Origin of the sequence: Paenibacillus oralis, from assembly GCF_003863965.1 — a bacterium.
Lineage (GTDB): Bacteria > Bacillota > Bacilli > Paenibacillales > Paenibacillaceae > Fontibacillus > Fontibacillus oralis.
In genome coordinates this window covers 7,527,177-7,547,177 of record NZ_RRCN01000001.1, presented here as the reverse complement: position 1 = coordinate 7,547,177, position 20,001 = coordinate 7,527,177, and the positions used below count along the sequence as shown (strand labels likewise).

Below are 20,001 nucleotides of genomic sequence, written 5' to 3'. Positions count from 1 at the left end.
AAGAACACAGAGTTTTTCTGCGTTTTTTCCATAGTTCATGACTGCTTAAGATTGGTTTGGAATATAGTTTCCTAGAAACATTAAAACATAGAGGTGATCCTCTACTGTTAAATAAAAAAGAAATGCGCGGGGAGGGGGAAGAACTATCAATGCCCCCCTCCCGATTGCTTCGGTCTGATTGGGAAATGTCTGCTACCGGCTTTCGAAATTCAGATTTATGTCAAGTTGTTGGTCTCATCCATCCTTCTGTTCTTGAAATTTCTCAAACAAATGGCGTGTCTTGTCCAGTCGAGCATTTGGCTTTCTAGCTTGATAAACAGGCTCTCCATCATTTAGCTGATACCCAGCCGGTTCCGTCAAGAAAACTCCACGCCCTTCTGTAAACTCCGTAAGCTGCTCTCTGTAATACTGTGCTGTACGAGCCGGAATTTTACCTGTCACTATGATTTCATTATGTTGCGTTTTTAAAGATTCGATGGTAGCCCAAAGTTTTTTTAAGTCGCTATAGACACGAGAGTTACAATCTTGAGGTACATAGAGCTCAAAAGATAAACATGGTTGCAAAAGTTCCGTCCCCGATTTTTTTAAGGCCTGTTCAAACACAATAGGAGCTAACTGTCGAAAATCGACTGGAGTACTTAATGGATTGTACAAACAATATTCAAAACAAACTTTCAGATCAGTCACTTCCCATCCAAACAATCCTTGTTCGCATCCGTATTTTATTCCTTCTTCAACTGCGTTCTGAAAAGATTTGTTTAAATAGCCATAAGACACTTTGCTTTCATAGCATAATCCAGAACCAATGGGAAGCGGTTCAATTGATAATCCGATAGATGCCCAAAAGGGATTTGGGGCAACTTGCATATGAACTGTATATTCTGCTTTTTTCAGTGGTCGTTCCTTGTAGATTGTCGTAATATTTTCTAGTTTGGTTGGCAGATGATATCGGTTTTGCAATAAAGCAATGATAACTTCCATCTGAATTTTTCCCATAAAAGTAACAATAATATCAGTCTGAGAATCTAATTTATATTGTAGAAGCGGATCTGTTTCGGATAGTTCTGAAAGTGCTTCTAAAAACGATGTTCGGTCTTCGGGAGAAATTGGGGAAATATTGGCCTGCATCATTTGGTGTGTATTGTGAAAGAACAAATTCTTTCCAGGTATTGATCCTATTATATCCCCAATTTTTAAATTACTTTCATTGGGAAGAATAGCAATATCTCCGCTTTCGACTTGCTCCACTTCTACAATTTTCCCATTTTGGGGAGCTAACAATTTCTTAATCTTGATTTTTTCAGAGCGTCCTTCTAGCATTACTGCATTACGTACTTTGATAGAACCCTCATAAATACGAATATAAGTACGTTTGTTCAGCTGATCATCTCGCTCAACTTTGTATACTAATGCAGATAGCTTGGAAGTTATTTGTGATATATACGGATTGAACTCTAATAGAAAAGCATCCATTAGTTCTCTTGTTCCAATATTTTTAAGGGCACTTCCATGATAAACGGGAAAGAGATTGCAATTATTCACATTCTGCTTTCTGCTAATATGCAATTCTTCGGTTGAGATAGGTTGATCGAGCATATACTTTTCTAGCAGGGTTTCATTTGCTTCAATAATCATATCCTTATATTCCCCTGAGGACATATCAATCCCTTTAACCGAAAGTGCCTTTTCCATTGAAACCTTCTGCATGACAAAAATATTGGGCGTGAGTTTTTCTCTGATATCTTGATAAAGCGATTCAAGATTGACTCCTGGTTGATCAATCTTATTGATATAAATTAAAGTAGGAATTTTTATCTTTTTTATCGCTTCGAAAAGTATACGAGTTTGAGATTGGATACCATCTTTAGCGGAAATTAGCAGGATAGCTCCATCTAAAATACCTAATGAACGCTCAACTTCTGCGAAAAAATCTATATGCCCCGGAGTGTCAATTAAATTGATTTTGGTATCCTTCCACTGAAAAGAAGCAATTGAAGCCTGGATTGTAATACCCCGTTGTTTTTCTAAGAGCATAGAATCAGTGATAGTAGAACCATCGTCAACACGTCCGGGTTCAGTGATTGTACCACTTGTATATAACATGCTTTCGGTTAATGTTGTTTTTCCTGCGTCCACATGTGCTAAAATGCCAATATTGATTACTTTCATAAATTTTCCTCCTCAGAATATAAAAATCCCCTGTGATTGAAATACTTTCATCACAGGGGATAACCATCATATCGCTATAAGGATATGGCCTCAGAAGCTGTGGAGATATGAAATGCACAGCGGCATCAGCAAATGAAGTACGAAAGTATTCTTAAATTAAGGTATAGAAAACCAACCTCATTCAGCTAATAATGAGGTAAAATTTTTCCATTCCCACCATCATTCAATTGATAGTTATTTAAGAATACCTTTTCGCATTTAATAAACTCCTTATACCATTTTCGTTTGTATACTACCTCTCACCATTGGATATGTCAAGTCAATTGACATTTAGAGCGCTGTTAGAAATGTGACAGTAAAGTGAAACAGATGTAATTGGATTTTTAAGTATCCCTCAGAGTATCTTATAGCAGTTGAACTCCCTTTTCCGCAGAATCGCTACTAATTGAGGTCATCGGCAACCGAAGCCGATCCGTGCGAATATGTCTGCGTTGGGCGAGTAACCATTTCAGCGGAGCAGGGTTCGGCTCCGAGAACAGAAATAGAATAAGCGGCAACAGTTGGTCAAATCGTTCACGGGATGCGTCTATTTTTCCAGCGCCGAACAGCTCGTACACTTGCACGAATTGCTTGGTGTCCAGATTGGCGCTGGCCAGAATGCCTCCTTTTCCTCCACAACAAAGCGAAGCGAAAAACAACTCGTCTTCTCCGCACAGGATGGGCTTAGGTATGGTACTGACCAGCCTCATAAGGCGTTTGATGTTGCCGGTGCTCTCCTTCAGTCCGATGATATGATCCATTTTCATTATGACCTTAACTGTGTCCAGTTCCAACGTTACGCCGGTGCGATGCGGGATATCGTACAGTATAATGGGCAAGTCGGCTTCGGCCAAGGCCCGAAAATGCTCGATAATGCCTTGCTGCGAAGGACGATTGTAGTAAGGGGTGACGACCAGTGCAGCATCGGCTCCAAGCGCTTTGGCTAAGGCTGTTTTTTTTATGGTAGCCGCGGTATTGTTGGATCCGGTGCCTACAATCAGCGGAGTCTCTCCCAAAACGCTGCGCGCTGCGGCAATCATGGCCTCCAATTCGGCATCTTCAATCGTCGGCGATTCTCCGGTTGTCCCGTTGACGACCAGCCCATGTATTCCGCTACTTTTTAACCGGACAACGAGCTTCTGAAAGGAATTGATGTCAAGATTTCCTCGTTGATCAAACGGTGTGACAATAGGAACAATGACGCCATGCAATGATTTTTCGCTTAGCATAATTTTGAATTCCCCTCCCTAAAGTTATCATTGGGTAAGATTGTTGTTATTTATTAGCCGCATGCCAGAATATCGGCGATGGCTTGAGTGAGCGCCGAGATTTCCTCTCGATTTCCAATCGAAATGCGAAGGTGGCGGGGCAGGTTCCAAATTTCCCCGTATCGTACAATGATCCCTCGAGCCATGAGGGATTCGTATACTCCCTTCGCTTCAGCCCCGAATTCAACCAGCACGAAATTCCCCATGCTTTCCACATAAGGCAAACCCATTTTCTGAAAAGCGTGATAAAGCTGTAATTTCCCTTCACGGTTTGTTTCTAGCGTCAGTCGGATATGTTCATTGTCTCGAAGTGCGGCTGTGGCAGCAATTTGAGCTAACGCGTTCACATTGAACGGTTCTTTAACTTTGACAATTTGTTGAATAAGAGTCTCACTTGCCGCGCCATATCCGGCTCTTAAACCAGCCAGGCCATGCAACTTCGAAAAAGTCTGCAGCACGATCACCGGATATCCTGCACGAACAAACTCAAGACCGTCGGTATAATCGGATGCGGTTGCAAACTGACTATAAGCGGCATCCAGCAGGACGAGGATATCCTTAGGGAGTGCATCTAAGATGTAGTGCAGATCTTTCCTTGTAAGATAAGTGCCAGTCGGGTTATTCGGCGAACAAAGGCAGAGCCATCGGGTTCGGGCGGTCACGGCATTGATGATGGCTTCTCTGTCGAACTTAAAGGAAGGACCCAGAGGCACTTGAACGACGGTTGCGCCCATCAAATGCGTTCCGAATTCATACTCGCTGAAGGAAGGTGAACATACGATCACTTCATCTTCCTGTTCCAGAAAAGTTTTGGCAATGAGAGTAATCAACTCATCACCACCGTTACTAACGATGAATTGTTCAGGAGTCATCTGATGGTGAGCAGCGAGCGCCTGCCGCAGGCGGACGGTACTCGCATCCGGATATCGGTGCAAATCGGATAACGATTGCGCAACCACTTCAAGCGCTTTGGGTGACGGGCCCAACGGATTTTCGTTAGAAGCCAATTTGATGATATTGGATAGTCCCAACTCTTGTTGGAGCTCCCAGATCGGTTTTCCTGGCGAATAAGGCGACAGGTTGCGCAGTGCCCCCCGTACCGGAATAGGGAATGAATGTTTCAAACTTGTTCCTCCTTATTGTGAAAAATGGGCCATGTGGCATGAATATAAACCGTTTCATCCGAAAAGTAACCACCCATTTGACGACGCTTTTAGGCAAGCCGATTGGGCCAGTCAAGCGGTTGGCGCAGAAAAAACAAAAATGGATGGTTACGCCAGGCTGGATAGCCGTTATATTCGGATTAATTTGTGGTGAAGGGGGAAGAGACAGGATGAGTATGTTGGAACAACTGAATAAGGAAAAAATAATGGCGATGATTCGCGGCGTACATCCGAATGCTGCGGAGCGGACCGTAGAAGCGTTGGTGCAAGGCGGCATTCGTTTTATTGAGGTGACAACGAACACTGAAGGCGTTTACTCTTTGGTTGAACGATGGAGAAAAACGTATGGCCGCGATTTGACTATCGGTGTCGGTACGGTGTTGGGTATGGAAATGGCAAAACAAGCCATTAATTCGGGGGCGCAATTTATCGTTTCGCCCAACCTGGATGAAGAGGTAATTGCCTATGGTGCGAGTAATCACATCGATGTCTATCCTGGCGGCAGCCGGAATCGCGTTCATTGAAAGGAAAGAAAGCTAATGAATCATTATCATACACCATTGTTTACAGCGCTGCGGAGACATGCGGCATGCAAACCGCTGCAGTTTCATATTCCAGGCCACAAGAAAGGCAGCGGAATGGACCCGGAATTCCGTACTTTTATGGGGGATAATGTGTTGTCCATCGATCTTATCAACATCGTGCCGCTTGACGATCTTCATCAACCGGCAGGTGTCATCCGCGAAGCGGAGCGATTGGCAGCGGATGCCTTTGGCGCGGACGAAACGTTGTTTTCCGTCCAAGGCACGACCGGAGCCATAATGACAATGCTTTTGTCCGTTTGTGCCCCCGGCGACAAAATTATTCTTCCACGCAATGCGCACAAATCGATTTTGTCCGCTGTCATTTTTGCAGGGGCGATCCCTGTATGGGTGGAACCTGAGAAAGATGAGCGGTTAGGAATCGAGCATGGAGTGACATTGACATCGATTCGGCAAGCCATCGAACGGAACCCGAATGTCAAAGCCGTTTTACTCATCAATCCGACGTATTATGGGACCAGCATCGACTTGCTTCGAATGGTCAAGTTGATCCATAGCTACGACATTCCAGTATTGGTAGACGAAGCGCATGGAACACTTCTTCATTTTCACGACCGGCTGCCGATGTCTGCGATGCAGGCGGGAGCAGATATGGCGGCTACAAGCGTGCATAAGCTGGGGGGATCGCTGACGCAAAGCTCTGTGCTGAATGTCAAGGGTAACCGCGTGAACATTCGGCGTATCCGCTCGTTCATGAGTATGCTAACTACCACTTCAACTTCTTATTTGCTGCTTGCTTCTCTCGATGCTGCGAGAAGGCAGCTCGCCTTACATGGACAAGCCTTGGTGGAACAGACGATTCGCCTGGCTCATGAGACTCGTCGTCAAATCAACGAAATTCCAGGTTTGTATTGTTACGGCGAGGAGATTTGCGGACTGGCTGGTGTCTATCAATACGATCCAACCAAGCTATGCATTCATCTTGAGAAACTTCCCTTGACCGGGTTTGAAGCGGAACGGTGGCTTCGGGAAACGTATAATATCGAAGTCGAACTAAGTGATTTGACGAACATTTTGTGCCTGATCACAATTGGCGATACCGAGCGTGAGACAGCCCGATTGATTCAAGCATTACGACATCTATCCCAAACGTTTCGACTTGACGATAACGCAGTTCGCCATATTAAAGCATCTGTTGTTCCTGCAGCATCACAATTTATCGTAACACCGAGAGAAGCATTTTATATGCCCGCGGAGCCGCTGAAATGGTCTCAGGCCATCGGGGGAGTGTGTACGGAATTTGTCTATGTCTATCCTCCCGGAATTCCGATTCTAATGCCCGGGCAAAGGATTACAGCTGAAATCGTCGACTACATCAGCCGTCACGTTGCAGCGGGGCTCCCGGTCAAAGGTCCGGAGGATTCGACGTTGCAAGAGATCAAAGTGATCATGGAAGATGGTCGGCAACATGAAACAGTCGGACCGACGGGCGGGTAGATCATCCCCGATTAAGGAATGAGGTGAATAAGGTGCAACATCGGATTTCGTTGCGCTACCGATGGTTAGCTTGGGTATCATTTGTAGGCATGTTTGTCGTACTGATGGCTGGAGCGATCGTGACCAAAACCGGTTCCGGACGTGGGTGCGGAGACGACTGGCCGTTATGTAACGGCAAGTTTATTCCGGCTTATACCTTGGAATCCCTGATTGAATATTCTCATCGCATGACCACAGGAATTGTCGGGTTGCTGGTACTGGCAACCTTTCTTTATACCTGGCGTCACTACAGAAACAACCGGAAACCCTTCTGGTATGCCGGCGGCACACTGTTTTTTACGATTGTTCAAGCGCTCATGGGAGCTGCCGCAGTAAAATGGCCGCAGCAGCCTGCCGTAATGGCCCTTCATTTTGGTATATCGCTGCTTGCGGTCTCCAGCAGTATGCTATTGGTTTTATGGACATACCGTTCAGGAAGAAACAACGAGCAGACAACAAGGAAACCAATGTCCAAGTCTCTTGTCTTTTATTCATTGGGAGTATGGGTATTTTGTTATGGCGTTGTTTATTTGGGGGCATACATCCGACATATGGAAGCGGAGGCCGGATGTGCAGGCTGGCCGCTCTGCAACGATCAAATCGTTCCTCCCATGTCTGGAGCAGCAAGCATCGTGTTTCTCCATCGGTTGGCCGCACTGGTGTTGTTCTTTTTGGTTTTAGGAGTATGTTTGTTTGTTCGGAAGTGCGAATCAAAAAGAAATGGGGGCATTTTCACCGAAACTTTGCTGCTCCTACTTCTTGTTATAGGTCAAATGCTTAGCGGCGTATGGTTGACCCTTACCATCAATAACGATCAGGTGTATCTGTTTACGAGCCTTCTCCATAATGGCCTGGCAACGCTATTGTTCGGAGTTCTAACCGATATAAGCATTCGTTTATTGAAGTGAAGCCAACGAAATTGCAAGAATTTTTCTTGGATACGTACATGAGTTTTGTCACTAAAAGACTCTTGAATTGTTACAAATTTATGAATATGGATGGTTGCATGTTCGTGTTGAGCGGCTGGTGACATCTCTATAGTTCTTTTATAAAGTGAAAAGGATTCAAAACGAAAGGAAGTCGACAGGAGCTGAGTTTGATGAAACAATCGAAAGCTAGCAAGCGATTGGCTATGAGTCTGGTGCCGGCGTTGCTGCTCTTCACGACCGGTTGTACCCGCAACATGATTGTACTGGACCCCAAAGGGCCAATTGCCGAGCAGCAACGGGACTTGATGGCTATCTCTTTGGCGTTGTGTTGTGTCGTCATTGTTCCGGTTCTTATCATGACTGCGGTCATCGTTTGGCGTTACCGAGACCGGAAGGGGCGGAAAGCGACTTATACGCCTGAATGGGAGCACAGCACGAAGCTGGAAGTCGTCTGGTGGGGGATTCCGATCGTCGTCATCTTGATACTTGGCGTGATCACCGTTCAAGCCACGTATGCTTTGGAACCATCGCGGCCGCTGGAGTCGGATCAAAAACCGCTCACCGTTCAGGTCACCTCTCTGAATTGGAAGTGGCTGTTCCAATATCCGGAGCAGGGCATTGCGACGGTGAATGAGCTGAGAATCCCTCAAGGGGTACCCATTAAATTTGAAATTACTGCTGATTCGCCAATGAACTCGTTCTGGATTCCGCAGCTTGGCGGGCAGATGTACGCGATGTCCGGCATGGCCATGACGCTTTATTTGCAGGCTGATGAACAAGGAATGTATTGGGGCTCTGGCGCCAATTTTACGGGCACGCACTTTGCCGACATGTATTTTGACGTGAAGTCCACTTCAAGGGAGGAGTTTGACCGATGGGTGGATGAGATCAAAAGTTCTTCGCCTGCGTTAACGCTGGACGGGTACAAACGACTTTCGGAACCTTCCGTCTCGCAGAAGCAATTCTTTTCTTCTTTTCCAGAAGGATTGTTTGAAATGTCCGTGACCAAATACGCGGCGTCTCACAACCACGGGTTGTCTTGGGAGAAAGCGAAGAGATTCGAACTCGAAGAGACAACGTCGGGCCAATAACAGCCAAGGGGGAGATGTTTATGTGGGACAAAGTGAGGAGCTTTGCCTCAGACTTTTTTGTAACAGGCGATCCATTAATTTACGGGGCGGATGCCGCGATTGTGCTGACGCTTATTGCTATCGTCGCTGGATTGACGTATTTCCGGAAATGGAAATGGTTGTGGCGGGAATGGCTGACAACCGTTGATCACAAGAAAATTGGTATTATGTATATTTTGTCGGCTTTTCTAATGTTGTTCCGCGGCGGCGTGGATGCGCTACTCATGCGGGCGCAGCTTACTGTACCGGAATTTGATTTTCTCAAGCCGGATCATTACAACGAAATTTTTACGACGCATGGCGTCATTATGATTTTGTTTATGGCCATGCCGTTTATGTTCGGTTTGTTCAATGTAATGGTTCCGCTGCAGATCGGGGCGCGAGATGTGGCGTATCCGTTTCTGAATGCGCTTAGCTTTTGGCTGTTTTTCTCTGGTGCGATGTTGTTTAATCTGAGCTTTGTCATCGGTGGATCGCCGGACGCCGGCTGGCTGGCTTACCCGCCGTATTCGGAGCTGATGTACAATTCCGGCCCCGGGCAGGATTTCTATATTTGGGGCATTCAGATATCGGGGATCGGCAGCCTGATGACCGGAATCAACTTCATCGTGACGATACTGAAGATGCGTGCACCGGGCATGAAGTTGATGAAGATGCCAATGTTTCCATGGTCCGTGCTGTCGAGCTGCATCGCGATAATCTTCTCGTTTCCGATTCTGACGGCGACGCTTGCGCTTCTGTTTCTCGACCGTTACGCCGGCGCGCATTTTTTCACGTTAGACGGGGGCGGCAATCCGATGATGTACATCAATCTGATCTGGATGTGGGGACATCCTGAAGTGTATATCATCGTCCTTCCAGCCTTTGGTATTTTCTCGGAAATCGTGTCGACTTTCGCGAAGAAGAAGCTGTTCGGTTACAAGTCAATGGTGTACGCAATGATGATCATCAGCATCTTGTCTTTCCTCGTGTGGGCGCATCACTTCTTCACGATGGGTTCGGGTGCCGACGTCAACGCCTTCTTCGCCCTGACGACGATGCTGATTGCCATTCCGACGGGGGCCAAAGTATTCAACTGGCTATTTACGATGTTCCGGGGCCGGATTACGTTCGAAACACCGATGTTATGGACGATCGGGTTTATTCCGTGCTTCGTAACCGGCGGCCTGACGGGTGTGCTACTGTCGGTTGCGCCGGCCGATTTCCAGTTTCATAACAGCTACTTTCTGGTCGCCCACTTTCATCACGTCATCATCGGCGGGGTCGTATTCGGTTATTTTGCCGGCTTATATTACTGGTGGCCGAAGCTGTTCGGCTTTAAGCTGAACGAGCGCATCGGTAAATGGGCGTTCTGGTTCTGGAATATCGGTTTTTACTGTTGTTTCATGCCCCAATATGTACTTGGTTTAATGGGGATGACGCGGCGGGTCGTCACCTATGGTTGGGACAAAGGCTGGTGGGAGATGAATCTGGTGTCCACTATCGGTGCTGTACTGATGGGCGTTGCCTTCCTGATTCAAGTCTGGCAAATTGCGCATGGTTTCAAGCACCGAGAAGTCAATTCAGATTTAACGGGCGATCCGTGGGACGGCCGAACACTGGAGTGGTCGATTCCGTCACCAGCTCCGCACTACAACTTTGCTGTACTGCCTGAGGTGTCAAGTCAGGATGAATGGTGGGAACGGAAGCAACGCGGTGCTCGTGGAGAACAATCAGGAGCGGAAGCGGCAAAGATTATGCCTATCCATATGCCCAAGAACTCCGGCATTCCGATTATCATATCAGCTTGCTGGTTTGTCGCCGGCTTCGGATTCGTGTTCCATTGGATAGGTTTCATTGTCGCGGGACTTGCCGGCATAGCGATCAGCATGCTAGTTCATTCTTTCAACTACGATACCGACTACTACATTCCGGTTGACGAAATAGAACATACGGAAGCGGAAGCACGGAAAGGCAGGGTGATCGCTTAATGGCACAATCTCATGCGGAGCGTCACGAACATCCAGATTTGGAAGGAATGCGCACATTCGGATTCTGGATTTACCTGATGACCGATGTGATGATATTCGGCACTTTTTTTGCCACCTACATTGTTCTTCGTGGTAACACGAACGGCGGGCCGGGACCCGCTGAATTATTCGAGATAGGTGGAATTATCGCCAGTACTTTTATCCTGCTCACCAGCAGCTACACTTGCGGTCTGGCGCTGCTGGCGATGCATAGGGGCAATAAGCAGGGATTAATCAACTGGCTGGGCATAACCGCATTGCTTGGTGCAATATTTATTGGGATGGAAGTCAACGAATTCACTCATTTGATCCATGAAGGGGCGACGATGGGGACAAGCGCCTTTTTATCGGCATTTTACACCTTGGTCGGCACGCATGGCTTGCATGTGCTCATTGGGTTGGTATGGATGATCGCCGTCATTATGCAATTGGCGAAGCGAGGCATCACACCTGTGACGAAGCGGAAAGTGAACGTCATCAGTCTATTTTGGCATTTCCTTGATGTCGTCTGGATTTTCGTCTTTACGGTCGTTTATTTAATGGGGGTGAGCTAAATGGCGCAGCCGAATGCAACGCATGATGGGGAAGTAATGCACGGTTCGTTCAAATCGTATACGATCGGGTTTATTTGTTCTATCGTATTGACCGTTATTCCAATCGTGATCGTACTGAACGGTTGGCTGGAGGGCAAGGCTAACGCAATAGTGCTGATGATAGCCGCCACCCTGCAGTTAGTCGTGCAATTATTATTCTTTATGCATTTGCGCGATGAGAAGAAGCCTCGTTATAACCTGATTTCGCTTCTTTTAGGTTTAGTCATACTGGTTGTGATCGTGGCCGGATCGATGTGGATTATGATGTACAACATGGTGGCGTTATGAGTCTACGGACATCGATGTCTGATGGTGAGGGATAGCGGAAAGAGGTGGCGGAGGCAGATGAGGCAACGATATATCTTGGCTATGACATTGACAGTGCTGCTATTGTCCGGGTGCGGGCAACAGAAAGATGATACATTCCTGAAGTCGAGCATCACAACACCTGCTGATGAAAAAGCGGCCGCATTATATAAAAATCAATGCATATCTTGCCATGCTGCGGATTTAAGCGGTCGGGTCGGACCGGACCTTCAGAAAGTTGGTGCAAGCTTATCCAAGAAACAATTGATCTCCATTCTCGAAGAAGGTGCAAATGGAATGCCCGCATATAAAAAAAGACTGGAAAAGGAAGAGATTGAAGCGTTGGCGGAATGGTTGGCCGCACTGAAGTGAGAAAGGGGATGTGAGGGTGAAAAAAACAGTGGTAATCGGCCTGTTGATTCTGAGTTTGATGATTTCAGCCGCCTGCGGTAGCAGCAAGCCAAATCAGTTGAACTATCCCGTTGAGCCTTTTTCGTTCACGAACCAAGATGAAATGGAGGTATCCTTGTCCGATTTACAAGGAAAAGTCTGGATAGCCGATTTTATCTTTACGTACTGTGAGACGGTATGTCCGACGATGACGGCGAACATGGCCGAGCTACAGAAGCGTTTGAAGTCGGCCGATGTTGAGGCGGAGCTGATCTCTTTCTCGGTAGACCCGGAGCGCGACGATCCGGCCGCGCTTAGAAGCTATTTGGAGAAATTTGACGCCGATTTTACCAATTGGAGTGCATTAACCGGATACGGATTTGAAGAGATTAAAACGTTTGTGCTGAAATCGTTTAAAGCTCCGATCTCCAAAGATGGGGCATCCGATCAGGTGATACACGGCACGTCCTTCTATCTGGTCGATCAGTCCGGGACGGTTGTCGCTAAATATGACGGCATGGAAAATACACCATACGAGAAAATCATCAAAGATATTAAAACGTTGCTGCGATAGGGGGCCTGTGGATATGGACAGGGTGGCCCGTTTAAGGTGGGTGAAGTGGAGCCTGTTTGTGCTTACGGTTTTTGCAATCATAAATGCATTCATACAAAACCTGCAGCACCAGGAAGATAGCAGAGTGGGAAGTATTGCGCCTTCATTCGAACTTACCGATCTCCAAGGGGAAACGGTACGCTTGGCCGATTTTCGGGGAAGTAACGTTCTGTTGAATTTTTGGGCCTCTTGGTGCGGACCTTGCGTCAACGAAATGCCACTTTTGAATGAGGTTTATGCGCAATCCTCAGATATCGCGATAATCGCTGTCAATGTCGGCGAGACTCCAGAGCGGGCACGTCGGTTTGTAGAGAAAGTAGACCTGGATTTTACTGTTGTGTTGGATCGAGACAATGAAATGAAGAAAAAATATCGCATCAATGGATTGCCGGTTACGCTCCTAATAGACAAGAACGGCCGGATTGTGGAGCGGAGGACGGGGGAACTGCGTAGCAACGAGCAAATTGAAGCGCTGCTGGATAAGTTTCGTCATCCATGACAAATGATAGTTGGTCAGGAGATTGATTTAAGTGGAACAGGTTACGTCGTGGATGGCCTTTGGTGGGGAAATGCTGGCGTTTATTTCTCCATGCACGTGTGCTATACCCCTCTTTTCTATCATATATCACAGGCGTTTCCATAAGCGACATTAAGTCGCGCGAAGCAAAGGGCGTTTCCGGAACGGTAATCGGTCATTCACTATTGTTTTTGGCCGGATTCTCACGGTGTATTACCTGTTAGGTTTCTCGGCGAGTTTATTGGGGCATTGGTTTGAACAATATCGGGATTTGATTCGGATGCTTGGGGGCATTTATTTTCCTGCTAGGCTGTTTCCTGCTGGGCCGTATTCGTCTGCGCTTCCTCATGCGGGAACTGCGTATTTCGCTACCGATCCAAGTGATTCAGCCCAAACTAGGTTCCGTTCTGGTTGGAATTGTGTTTGCTGCTGGCTGGACACCCTGCATCGGCCCCATCTTGCTGTCTGAGAAAGAGACGTCGGTTTTAACGGATAAAATTTGCCTGATAAATTCTTCGATCCAGATCTAAGATTCGTCGAAGTGATCGTCCAATTAAGCTGAAGTAGTAAGTATATTAATGCAGGTTCGGTGGATATTGTATCCTGTCGGCTTTGGACGGTACGTTTTAATGTTTCAAGCGGATATTTGCGGATGTTTCCGGTTTGCAATTTCGGTCTTGTCTGCATATCGTAAAATCGGTAAAATATTGTGGATTAGCAGCATTTTGGGGATCAAAAGGAGGAGACGGATTGAGATATGGGATTTGGGCGGCTTTGCTTGCCGTCTGTTTTGTGCTTCTAGGATATATGGTGCAGCACGATATGTTGGTGCTAATTGATCAAGCGATCGGTGATTTCTTTTTCGCGCTCCGTACAGACGGTTTGAACCCGATCATTAAAGCATTTTCCAATCTGGGAACGACGTCGGGGTTCGTGGTCGCGTTTGTGATTGTCCTGGCTTGGACGCTTATTGTTTTGCGTCGGGGCCAGTACGCCATTTGGTTAACCGTCAGTTTGGCCGGCGCTTGGCTGCTGAACAAGCTCCTTAAATCGGCTTATCACCGCGAACGGCCGGAGCTTTGGGACAGCCTGGCCGTTCCGGACGGTTACAGTTTTCCGAGCGGCAATGCGATGATTTCCGCAGCGTTTTATGGTTTTATCGCTATCCTGCTGCTTCGTTCCGGCCGTAATGGGAACAAAGCGTGGGGGGTTATCATTATTCTGGTGATCTTGCTGATCGGGATCAGCCGCTTGTACCTTGGCGTCCATTATGCGAGCGACATTGCCGGCGGTTTATTGGCCGGTGCGTCGGTGGCGCTGCTCTGTTCCTTCGGGACGGCGTTAAGGTGGGAAACAACAAACAAAATCGTTAATCACCGTTGACGTTGGCGAGACTCCTGAGCGGGCGCGTCGGTTTGTAAGAGGAATTAGACCTAGATTTTACTGTTGGCTGGATCTAGGCAATGAAATAAAGAATAAATATCGCGTCAATTGCCGGTTACGCTCTTATAGACGAGAACGGATTGTGAAGCGGAGGACGAGGGGATTGCGTAGTAACGATGAAGTTAAAGCGCTGCTGGACTTAGAAAATAAGAGCTGCTTTTGGATACTATTGGCACATGCAACTTTCTTTTGCGAAGGTACGTTTAATATATTACGTGTACTTTTAACCAGATTTCATAGGAGGACAACAACATGAAGCATTTAATACAATTGGCAGGCGCCGCATTTTTTACTGCAGCCATTACGCTAAATTTCATTGGAGCTGCGGGTCAGCCATTCGCACCCCAAACTGTATCCGCTGCGGCGGCGAGCAGTGATCAAGCTCAAGCTTTAAAGACCCTGAACAGCTTTTATAAACCGGCCCTGAAAGGCCAATTTCCCGGGGCTGTAGCTGATCTGACCGTAGGTGTCAGTACAAGACAAGACGTTCAGGAGAAAATCGGCAAACCTGATAGCCCGGGTAAGGATTCCGATGCCTTCGATGTTTACAATGCGGAAATGGGTCATCCGGGTTACACCGTAAGCTACAAAAAAGATCGGATTCGCGAAATCCGCTATTTTGGTACGAATGTAGAGCGGCAAACGAATATCGGAGGAATCACCTTGCAAATGCTGGTACATAATTGGGGTAAGCCAAACGCTTCGAAAACGATCAAAAACGGCAAGCTTATCCAGAAAAAAATCGTCTATAACCGCGGAGATTATGCACTCTCCTTTATCTTTAATGACAATGCGCATTTGGATCATATCAATTTGACTGTAAAATAAATGGACCGTGAGAATGTAGCCATGTTTGCTGGATCCCCCCAATATAATTAAGAAGATTATTTAACGATCAAAGTAACTTTACAAAACATTCCAAAAAAAAGCGCAAGTTCCGGGGCTAATTCACCTCTGGAACTTGCGCTTTTTGCTTTATTTTTCTCTATTATGCCAATTGTGAATAAGCGAGAACTTGAACACTGTCATGGTACCAGGCGTAAATATTCGGAACTGAAAAGTTAAAAAGATAGTGTCCACGAAAGTATGTTGAAGCCGATATTGAGGTAGTCAGGCTACACAGTTCCTCGTTAGCTGTGTTTTTGAGTAAGAGTCGCAAAACCTTTCGTCGCTTGGAAAAGTCTATGAACGCCTTGCTCAATCTGGTCGTCATTGGCCCGGCTGAACGTCAGTCGGAAATGATTGAGAGAAGTTCCCAATATACTGCCGGGAGCGTAAACGATCCCATGGGAAACGGCTTCCCTGAAGAGCTGCTGCTCGGTTGCTTCGATTTGCCATTTGCACCAAAGATGAATGCCCCCGTTTGGTACCGTAAACGTAATTTTTTCTGCAAAATACTGTCTCAAAGAGCGGACGACACGATCCCGCTTGTTTTTTAATCCGGTTCGAAGTACTTGAATATGGGCGTTAAACTGCTCCGAGGTCAGTAATTGCGCGGCGATCCATTGCGGATAGCTGGGATGCCCGAAATCGATTTGCTGCTTGATGTCAGCCATTCGGCTGATGATGGCCTGAGGTCCGGCTATCCAGCCGATCCGAAGGCCGGACGCAACGATTTTGGATAACGAGCTGATATAAATGACCGTTCCGTCCTTATCCATAGATTTTAGAGTCGGGATGCGATGACCATCATATTCGGTCAAGCTGTAAGGGTCGTCTTCGACAATCGGAATACCGTACGTTGTGGAGATGTCTAACAATCTTGCACATTTGTCCGTGCTCATCAGCGTGCCTGTTGGATTATGGAAATGCGGATTAACAAAAATCATCCGGATGCGATGCCTTTTATGCAGGGGGACGATGGCATCGGGATCTATACCATCTCGTTCCACCGGAATTGGGAGGGTTTTTATACCCGACGAGTGAAAAATCGGCAAGGAATAGGCATAGGATGGATCTTCGATGACAACGGAGTCCCCCGGGTTTAACAGCGCCTGGATAATGAGGTGCAGTGCTTGCTGGGCGCCTGAGGTAATGAGCAGCGATGAATGAGGGGACGCGATGCCGCGATAGGCCAAGAGGTGACCCGAGAGTGCCTCCCGCAGCTTCAAATTGCCTTGAAAATCCTCATAGCCGGCATAACGATCCGCTTCCATCGTTCGGTAAGCGTCTTTCATTAAGGACACCGGCAGCAAGTCGGGACTAAGTTCGCCAATTGCAAAATTGATCATTTGCCGTTCAGATTGTACGAATTGATGGATTTGACGGTTGACAGGGTGGTTAGGCTGGAAAAAGCCCGCTTTCGCATATTGTTCCCAATCGGGTAATCGTTTGTTCCGATCCGTCAACACACTGGAACTAACCTGAGTTCCAACGCCTTTAATCCGTTTCACTATGCCAGCAGCCAGCAACTCGTCATAGGCTGCGACAACGGTGCTCCGGTTGACTTCCAGCATGGCGGCCAACGCGCGCTCGGAAGGCAGCCAGCTTCCGGCCGGGAATTCTCCGCACAGTATTCGTTGCTCCATCTCATTGGCGATTTGTTTGTATTTAGCGATGGTGGTTGATGTTGAGCTTTTGCGTGTCATTTCCGCGTTCACCCCTCCCTTGTTAAGATGTTCGATAACATTACACATAATGTCAATGAAATTATTCCTTAAATTTAATATATCACAAATTATTGCTATATACCTGACATAAAACAGTGGATGGTCAAATAAATGCTGTTGTGGATGGTGATTTTAACGCTATTCCGCCTTAACATGTGTTATATAATCTAACGCGAAAGTGAGAAGGAGGCGGTCGAAGGATGAAGGAGCGAGATATCGGTCCTTCCTCGGACGAGTCGTTGATACTAGTCGATATTCAAAACCGGGGAATACGGATCGGCCAAGGGATTGCTTCAGGACGACGGGGAGGTGCGGGACCGACGGACGACGCGGCATTCCGATTGGGTGATCAAACGATGATGCTGCCGGTATTCAACGGTCCTGCGGAGAGTTCCCCATACTCTCTGGTAGATGGAGTAGACGGCTACAAGTTGCAGTATGAAGGCAAAACCTTGATGTATTTGAACCCTGTGGACCGTCCCCAATTTTATGATTTGTACACGGCGGATGGGATTCCGTACAACAAGATCGCTGTACTGCACAGTTCGGACGTACTGGCGAGTACGGTTATCCAGAGTTGCATTCGCTGGGGTCCGGAAGATCGTTGCAAATTTTGCGCCATTGGTCATTCGCTTGCGGCTGGCGCCACATTAGCCAAGAAATTGCCAGAGCAACTGGCCGAGGTCGTCATGGCCGCAGAACGGTTGGACGGTATCCGGCAGATTACGCTTACGACGGGAACGCCGAATGAAACGGACAGAGGAGCGCATCATTTGGCCGAATGTGTCCGGGCGATTCGGAAGGTGAGCTCACTGCCAATCCAGGTGCAGTGCGAGCCACCGGAAGACGATAGCTGGTACGACATCCTTAAAGAAGCCGGCGCTAATACGATCGGTCTTCATGTCGAATCTTTCGATGAGCAGGTTCGTCGCCGAATGATGCCGTCTAAATCCCGGATTTCGCTGGACACCTACTTCGAAGCTTTCGGCAAAGCTGTTGCGGTATTCGGACGGAATCAGGTGACGACCTATGTCATTCTCGGAATGGGAGAGGATGAGGAGGTAACAATTGCCGGCTGTGCGCGGGCGGTGTCCTTGGGCGTATATCCGTTCGTTGTACCGCTTCGTCCTCTACGAGGCACACTGCTCGAGCATTCGCAGCCGCCTTCCTCCGATTATATGGAGAAGGCCTATCGCAAGGTGGCTGAAATGCTGTCGGATACGGGATTATCCTCTGCGGACAGCATGGCTGGATGTGCCAAATGCGGCGCATGCTCGGCGTTGGCTTCCTTTGAGCGCCGGAAGGCCCCAGGGGTGGCGACCCGATGAGTAAAGTGAAATTAAAAGTGGCCATGAGTCCTGAGGAAAAGGCAGCCGCATTGGCTTTGAGAAAACGGGTGTTTGTCGGGGAACAAGGATTGTTCGAAGCGTCGGACGAGGATGAGTATGATGGTGACGCGATCCATATTAACGCTTGGCGAGACGACACTGTTTTAATGGGAACCGTGCGCTGCTTTCCCGACCGGTCAGATCAGGGAACCTGGTGGGGAGGGAGGCTGGCGGTCGATGAAGCTTATCGGCTGAGAGGAGTGGGGGTTTATCTTATCGAAGCGGCAGTGGAGGAGATGGAGCGTCTAGGGACGGGCAGGTTTCTCGCCTGGGTCCAAGAGCAGAACGTAAATTTGTTCCGCAAGTTGAACTGGACTACTCTTGAACAGAAGCGGATCATTCAGGGCCGCGAACATTACTTGATGGAGGCGAAGCTATATGTGCATGATGCACAATCCCACAAGCGCCGCAGGCTTGCCGGAAGCTGACAGAATGGGCGAGAAGCTAGCGGAACCGGAAAAACCGCTGACTATGGGCATCGGAAGAAAGGTGTACAGCGTCCATAACCACGTCGGACGGCTGGAACCATGGGCGTTTTACGAAGCGCGGGGACCGATCTCGCCTGCCGATCCCGGCCCGGAAACGGCCGAGGAGCTAGACTTGTTTATGAAATGCCGCGGAATCGAGAAGACGCTCATTATTCCGAACTATGGCATCCCTATTCAGGAGCAGCCGTTCGGCCATAACGAATTGGTCGCCAGTCTATCTCAGCAAGGAGAAGGCAAGGTGGCGGGAGCTTTATGGATGTCGGGTCTGCCCCGAAACCGCGAGCTTACCGAAGGCGCGCTGCGTATGCTGGATCGGCCGAATATTTTAGCGATCAAGATGAGTTATTTGCTGGGTGGAACGGCTGATCCGAACCAATGGGATGGGCAGACGCTCAGGCAGCACGAGACGATTTTCCGGGCGGCGATCGAAAGGGATATTCCGATTCACTTCCACACCAGTCCTGGGGGAGGATCGGATATAACGGGATTTTTTGAGATCATCAAACGGTGGGGCAAGGATTTGAAGATTCATCTTGTGCATATGGGTGGCGGTGTCAGTGGACATATCCGGCTGCTTTCCCAATGGCGGGATTTGATCGAAGGCGGTTACAACGTTTATTTGGATACGAGTTGGGCGATCGGCTTTGCAGTGCGCAAGTTGCTGCAGGAGCTGGATCGAACGGGCATCGGCGTCGACCGGGTCATGTTCGGGTGTGACGAACCATGGAGCGACTTCGAAAGCGAGTTTTGGAAAATCCAAGGCGCGAAAATATCGGATGAAATCAAGGAGCGGATTTTCTGGGGCAATGCCGAGGCGCAATATTTCAGCAAGTTGGTTTAAGGGCATTTCGCTCTTTTCCATATAAAAA

General features: G+C 47.8%; 19 protein-coding genes. 15 read left to right on the top strand and 4 right to left on the bottom strand.

Features of this window, described 5'->3' with window-relative positions; all coding sequences use genetic code 11:
* Nucleotides 1-234: 234 nt before the first annotated feature.
* The 3 genes from tet to hisC form a co-directional block, all read right to left on the bottom strand.
* Complete coding sequence (gene tet, locus EHV15_RS33485) at nt 235-2,169, bottom strand: tetracycline resistance ribosomal protection protein (RefSeq protein WP_128635075.1); 1,935 nt, start codon at nt 2,167-2,169, stop codon at nt 235-237.
* A gap of 404 nt (nt 2,170-2,573) precedes the next feature.
* Nucleotides 2,574-3,437 (bottom strand): 4-hydroxy-tetrahydrodipicolinate synthase, encoded by an 864-nt coding sequence (dapA, locus tag EHV15_RS33480; RefSeq protein WP_128635074.1) that lies wholly within the window; start codon nt 3,435-3,437, stop codon nt 2,574-2,576.
* A 53-nt stretch (nt 3,438-3,490) separates the two neighbouring features.
* On the bottom strand, nt 3,491-4,600 hold the full coding sequence (gene hisC / locus EHV15_RS33475; RefSeq protein WP_128635073.1) for a histidinol-phosphate transaminase: 1,110 nt from the start codon (nt 4,598-4,600) through the stop codon (nt 3,491-3,493).
* Nucleotides 4,601-4,638: 38 nt separating this feature from the next.
* On the opposite strand from hisC, the gene EHV15_RS37755 reads away from it, so the two are divergent.
* From EHV15_RS37755 to EHV15_RS33410, 12 genes are all read left to right on the top strand, one after another.
* Nucleotides 4,639-5,163: a bifunctional 4-hydroxy-2-oxoglutarate aldolase/2-dehydro-3-deoxy-phosphogluconate aldolase gene (locus EHV15_RS37755; protein ID WP_246061871.1), complete on the top strand. Its 525-nt coding sequence runs from the start codon at nt 4,639-4,641 to the stop codon at nt 5,161-5,163.
* A 15-nt stretch (nt 5,164-5,178) separates the two neighbouring features.
* Entirely contained in the window at nt 5,179-6,678 is a 1,500-nt protein-coding gene (locus EHV15_RS33465; protein WP_128635072.1) for an aminotransferase class I/II-fold pyridoxal phosphate-dependent enzyme, read from the top strand.
* An 89-nt stretch (nt 6,679-6,767) separates the two neighbouring features.
* Complete coding sequence (locus EHV15_RS33460) at nt 6,768-7,625, top strand: COX15/CtaA family protein (protein ID WP_128635676.1); 858 nt, start codon at nt 6,768-6,770, stop codon at nt 7,623-7,625.
* Nucleotides 7,626-7,816: 191 nt separating this feature from the next.
* Entirely contained in the window at nt 7,817-8,737 is a 921-nt protein-coding gene (gene cyoA, locus EHV15_RS33455) for a ubiquinol oxidase subunit II (RefSeq protein ID WP_128635071.1), read from the top strand.
* A gap of 20 nt (nt 8,738-8,757) precedes the next feature.
* On the top strand, nt 8,758-10,746 hold the full coding sequence (locus EHV15_RS33450; RefSeq protein WP_128635070.1) for a cbb3-type cytochrome c oxidase subunit I: 1,989 nt from the start codon (nt 8,758-8,760) through the stop codon (nt 10,744-10,746).
* A complete protein-coding gene (gene cyoC, locus EHV15_RS33445; RefSeq protein ID WP_128635069.1) occupies nt 10,746-11,339 on the top strand; it encodes a cytochrome o ubiquinol oxidase subunit III in 594 nt (197 codons plus the stop codon). Before EHV15_RS33450 ends, cyoC begins: the two co-directional genes overlap by 1 nt.
* Complete coding sequence (gene cyoD, locus EHV15_RS33440; RefSeq protein ID WP_128635068.1) at nt 11,340-11,666, top strand: cytochrome o ubiquinol oxidase subunit IV; 327 nt, start codon at nt 11,340-11,342, stop codon at nt 11,664-11,666.
* Nucleotides 11,667-11,747: 81 nt separating this feature from the next.
* A complete protein-coding gene (locus EHV15_RS33435; RefSeq protein WP_128635675.1) occupies nt 11,748-12,056 on the top strand; it encodes a c-type cytochrome in 309 nt (102 codons plus the stop codon).
* 16 nt (nt 12,057-12,072) lie between these two features.
* Nucleotides 12,073-12,648, top strand: coding sequence for an SCO family protein (locus EHV15_RS33430; RefSeq protein WP_128635067.1), 576 nt, complete (start codon nt 12,073-12,075; stop codon nt 12,646-12,648).
* 13 nt (nt 12,649-12,661) lie between these two features.
* Nucleotides 12,662-13,186 (top strand): TlpA family protein disulfide reductase, encoded by a 525-nt coding sequence (locus EHV15_RS33425; RefSeq protein ID WP_128635066.1) that lies wholly within the window; start codon nt 12,662-12,664, stop codon nt 13,184-13,186.
* 768 nt (nt 13,187-13,954) lie between these two features.
* Nucleotides 13,955-14,587: a phosphatase PAP2 family protein gene (locus EHV15_RS33415; RefSeq protein WP_128635064.1), complete on the top strand. Its 633-nt coding sequence runs from the start codon at nt 13,955-13,957 to the stop codon at nt 14,585-14,587.
* A gap of 330 nt (nt 14,588-14,917) precedes the next feature.
* Entirely contained in the window at nt 14,918-15,475 is a 558-nt protein-coding gene (locus EHV15_RS33410) for a YjgB family protein (RefSeq protein ID WP_246061869.1), read from the top strand.
* A gap of 302 nt (nt 15,476-15,777) precedes the next feature.
* Here the strand turns inward: EHV15_RS33410 and pdxR are convergent, their stop codons facing one another.
* Nucleotides 15,778-17,235, bottom strand: a complete 1,458-nt coding sequence (pdxR, locus tag EHV15_RS33405) for a MocR-like pyridoxine biosynthesis transcription factor PdxR (RefSeq protein ID WP_128635062.1) — start codon at nt 17,233-17,235, stop codon at nt 15,778-15,780.
* A gap of 221 nt (nt 17,236-17,456) precedes the next feature.
* On the opposite strand from pdxR, the gene EHV15_RS33400 reads away from it, so the two are divergent.
* Genes EHV15_RS33400 through EHV15_RS33390 form a run of 3 tightly spaced genes read left to right on the top strand, consistent with a single transcriptional unit; the run spans nt 17,457 to nt 19,973 of the window.
* Entirely contained in the window at nt 17,457-18,584 is a 1,128-nt protein-coding gene (locus EHV15_RS33400) for an MSMEG_0568 family radical SAM protein (protein ID WP_128635061.1), read from the top strand.
* Nucleotides 18,581-19,072 (top strand): MSMEG_0567/Sll0786 family nitrogen starvation N-acetyltransferase, encoded by a 492-nt coding sequence (locus EHV15_RS33395; RefSeq protein WP_246061868.1) that lies wholly within the window; start codon nt 18,581-18,583, stop codon nt 19,070-19,072. The genes EHV15_RS33400 and EHV15_RS33395 overlap by 4 nt, the downstream gene beginning before the upstream one ends.
* The gene (locus EHV15_RS33390; protein ID WP_246061867.1) at nt 19,023-19,973 is read left to right on the top strand and encodes an amidohydrolase family protein; all 951 of its coding nucleotides are present in this window, start codon (nt 19,023-19,025) and stop codon (nt 19,971-19,973) included. The genes EHV15_RS33395 and EHV15_RS33390 overlap by 50 nt, the downstream gene beginning before the upstream one ends.
* Nucleotides 19,974-20,001: the final 28 nt, after the last annotated feature.

Excerpts from the sequence above, each read along its gene's own strand:
- tet (WP_128635075.1), bottom strand. The coding sequence starts at position 2,169 with ATGAAAGTAATCAATATTGGCATTTTAGCACATGTGGACGCAGGAAAA.
- dapA (WP_128635074.1), bottom strand. The coding sequence starts at position 3,437 with ATGCTAAGCGAAAAATCATTGCATGGCGTCATTGTTCCTATTGTCACA.
- EHV15_RS37755 (WP_246061871.1), top strand. The coding sequence starts at position 4,639 with ATGAATATAAACCGTTTCATCCGAAAAGTAACCACCCATTTGACGACG.
- EHV15_RS33465 (WP_128635072.1), top strand. The coding sequence starts at position 5,179 with ATGAATCATTATCATACACCATTGTTTACAGCGCTGCGGAGACATGCG.
- EHV15_RS33460 (WP_128635676.1), top strand. The coding sequence starts at position 6,768 with ATGTTTGTCGTACTGATGGCTGGAGCGATCGTGACCAAAACCGGTTCC.
- cyoA (WP_128635071.1), top strand. The coding sequence starts at position 7,817 with ATGAAACAATCGAAAGCTAGCAAGCGATTGGCTATGAGTCTGGTGCCG.
- EHV15_RS33450 (WP_128635070.1), top strand. The coding sequence starts at position 8,758 with ATGTGGGACAAAGTGAGGAGCTTTGCCTCAGACTTTTTTGTAACAGGC.
- cyoC (WP_128635069.1), top strand. The coding sequence starts at position 10,746 with ATGGCACAATCTCATGCGGAGCGTCACGAACATCCAGATTTGGAAGGA.
- cyoD (WP_128635068.1), top strand. The coding sequence starts at position 11,340 with ATGGCGCAGCCGAATGCAACGCATGATGGGGAAGTAATGCACGGTTCG.
- EHV15_RS33435 (WP_128635675.1), top strand. The coding sequence starts at position 11,748 with ATGACATTGACAGTGCTGCTATTGTCCGGGTGCGGGCAACAGAAAGAT.
- EHV15_RS33425 (WP_128635066.1), top strand. The coding sequence starts at position 12,662 with ATGGACAGGGTGGCCCGTTTAAGGTGGGTGAAGTGGAGCCTGTTTGTG.
- pdxR (WP_128635062.1), bottom strand. The coding sequence starts at position 17,235 with ATGACACGCAAAAGCTCAACATCAACCACCATCGCTAAATACAAACAA.
- EHV15_RS33400 (WP_128635061.1), top strand. The coding sequence starts at position 17,457 with ATGAAGGAGCGAGATATCGGTCCTTCCTCGGACGAGTCGTTGATACTA.
- EHV15_RS33395 (WP_246061868.1), top strand. The coding sequence starts at position 18,581 with ATGAGTAAAGTGAAATTAAAAGTGGCCATGAGTCCTGAGGAAAAGGCA.
- EHV15_RS33390 (WP_246061867.1), top strand. The coding sequence starts at position 19,023 with ATGTGCATGATGCACAATCCCACAAGCGCCGCAGGCTTGCCGGAAGCT.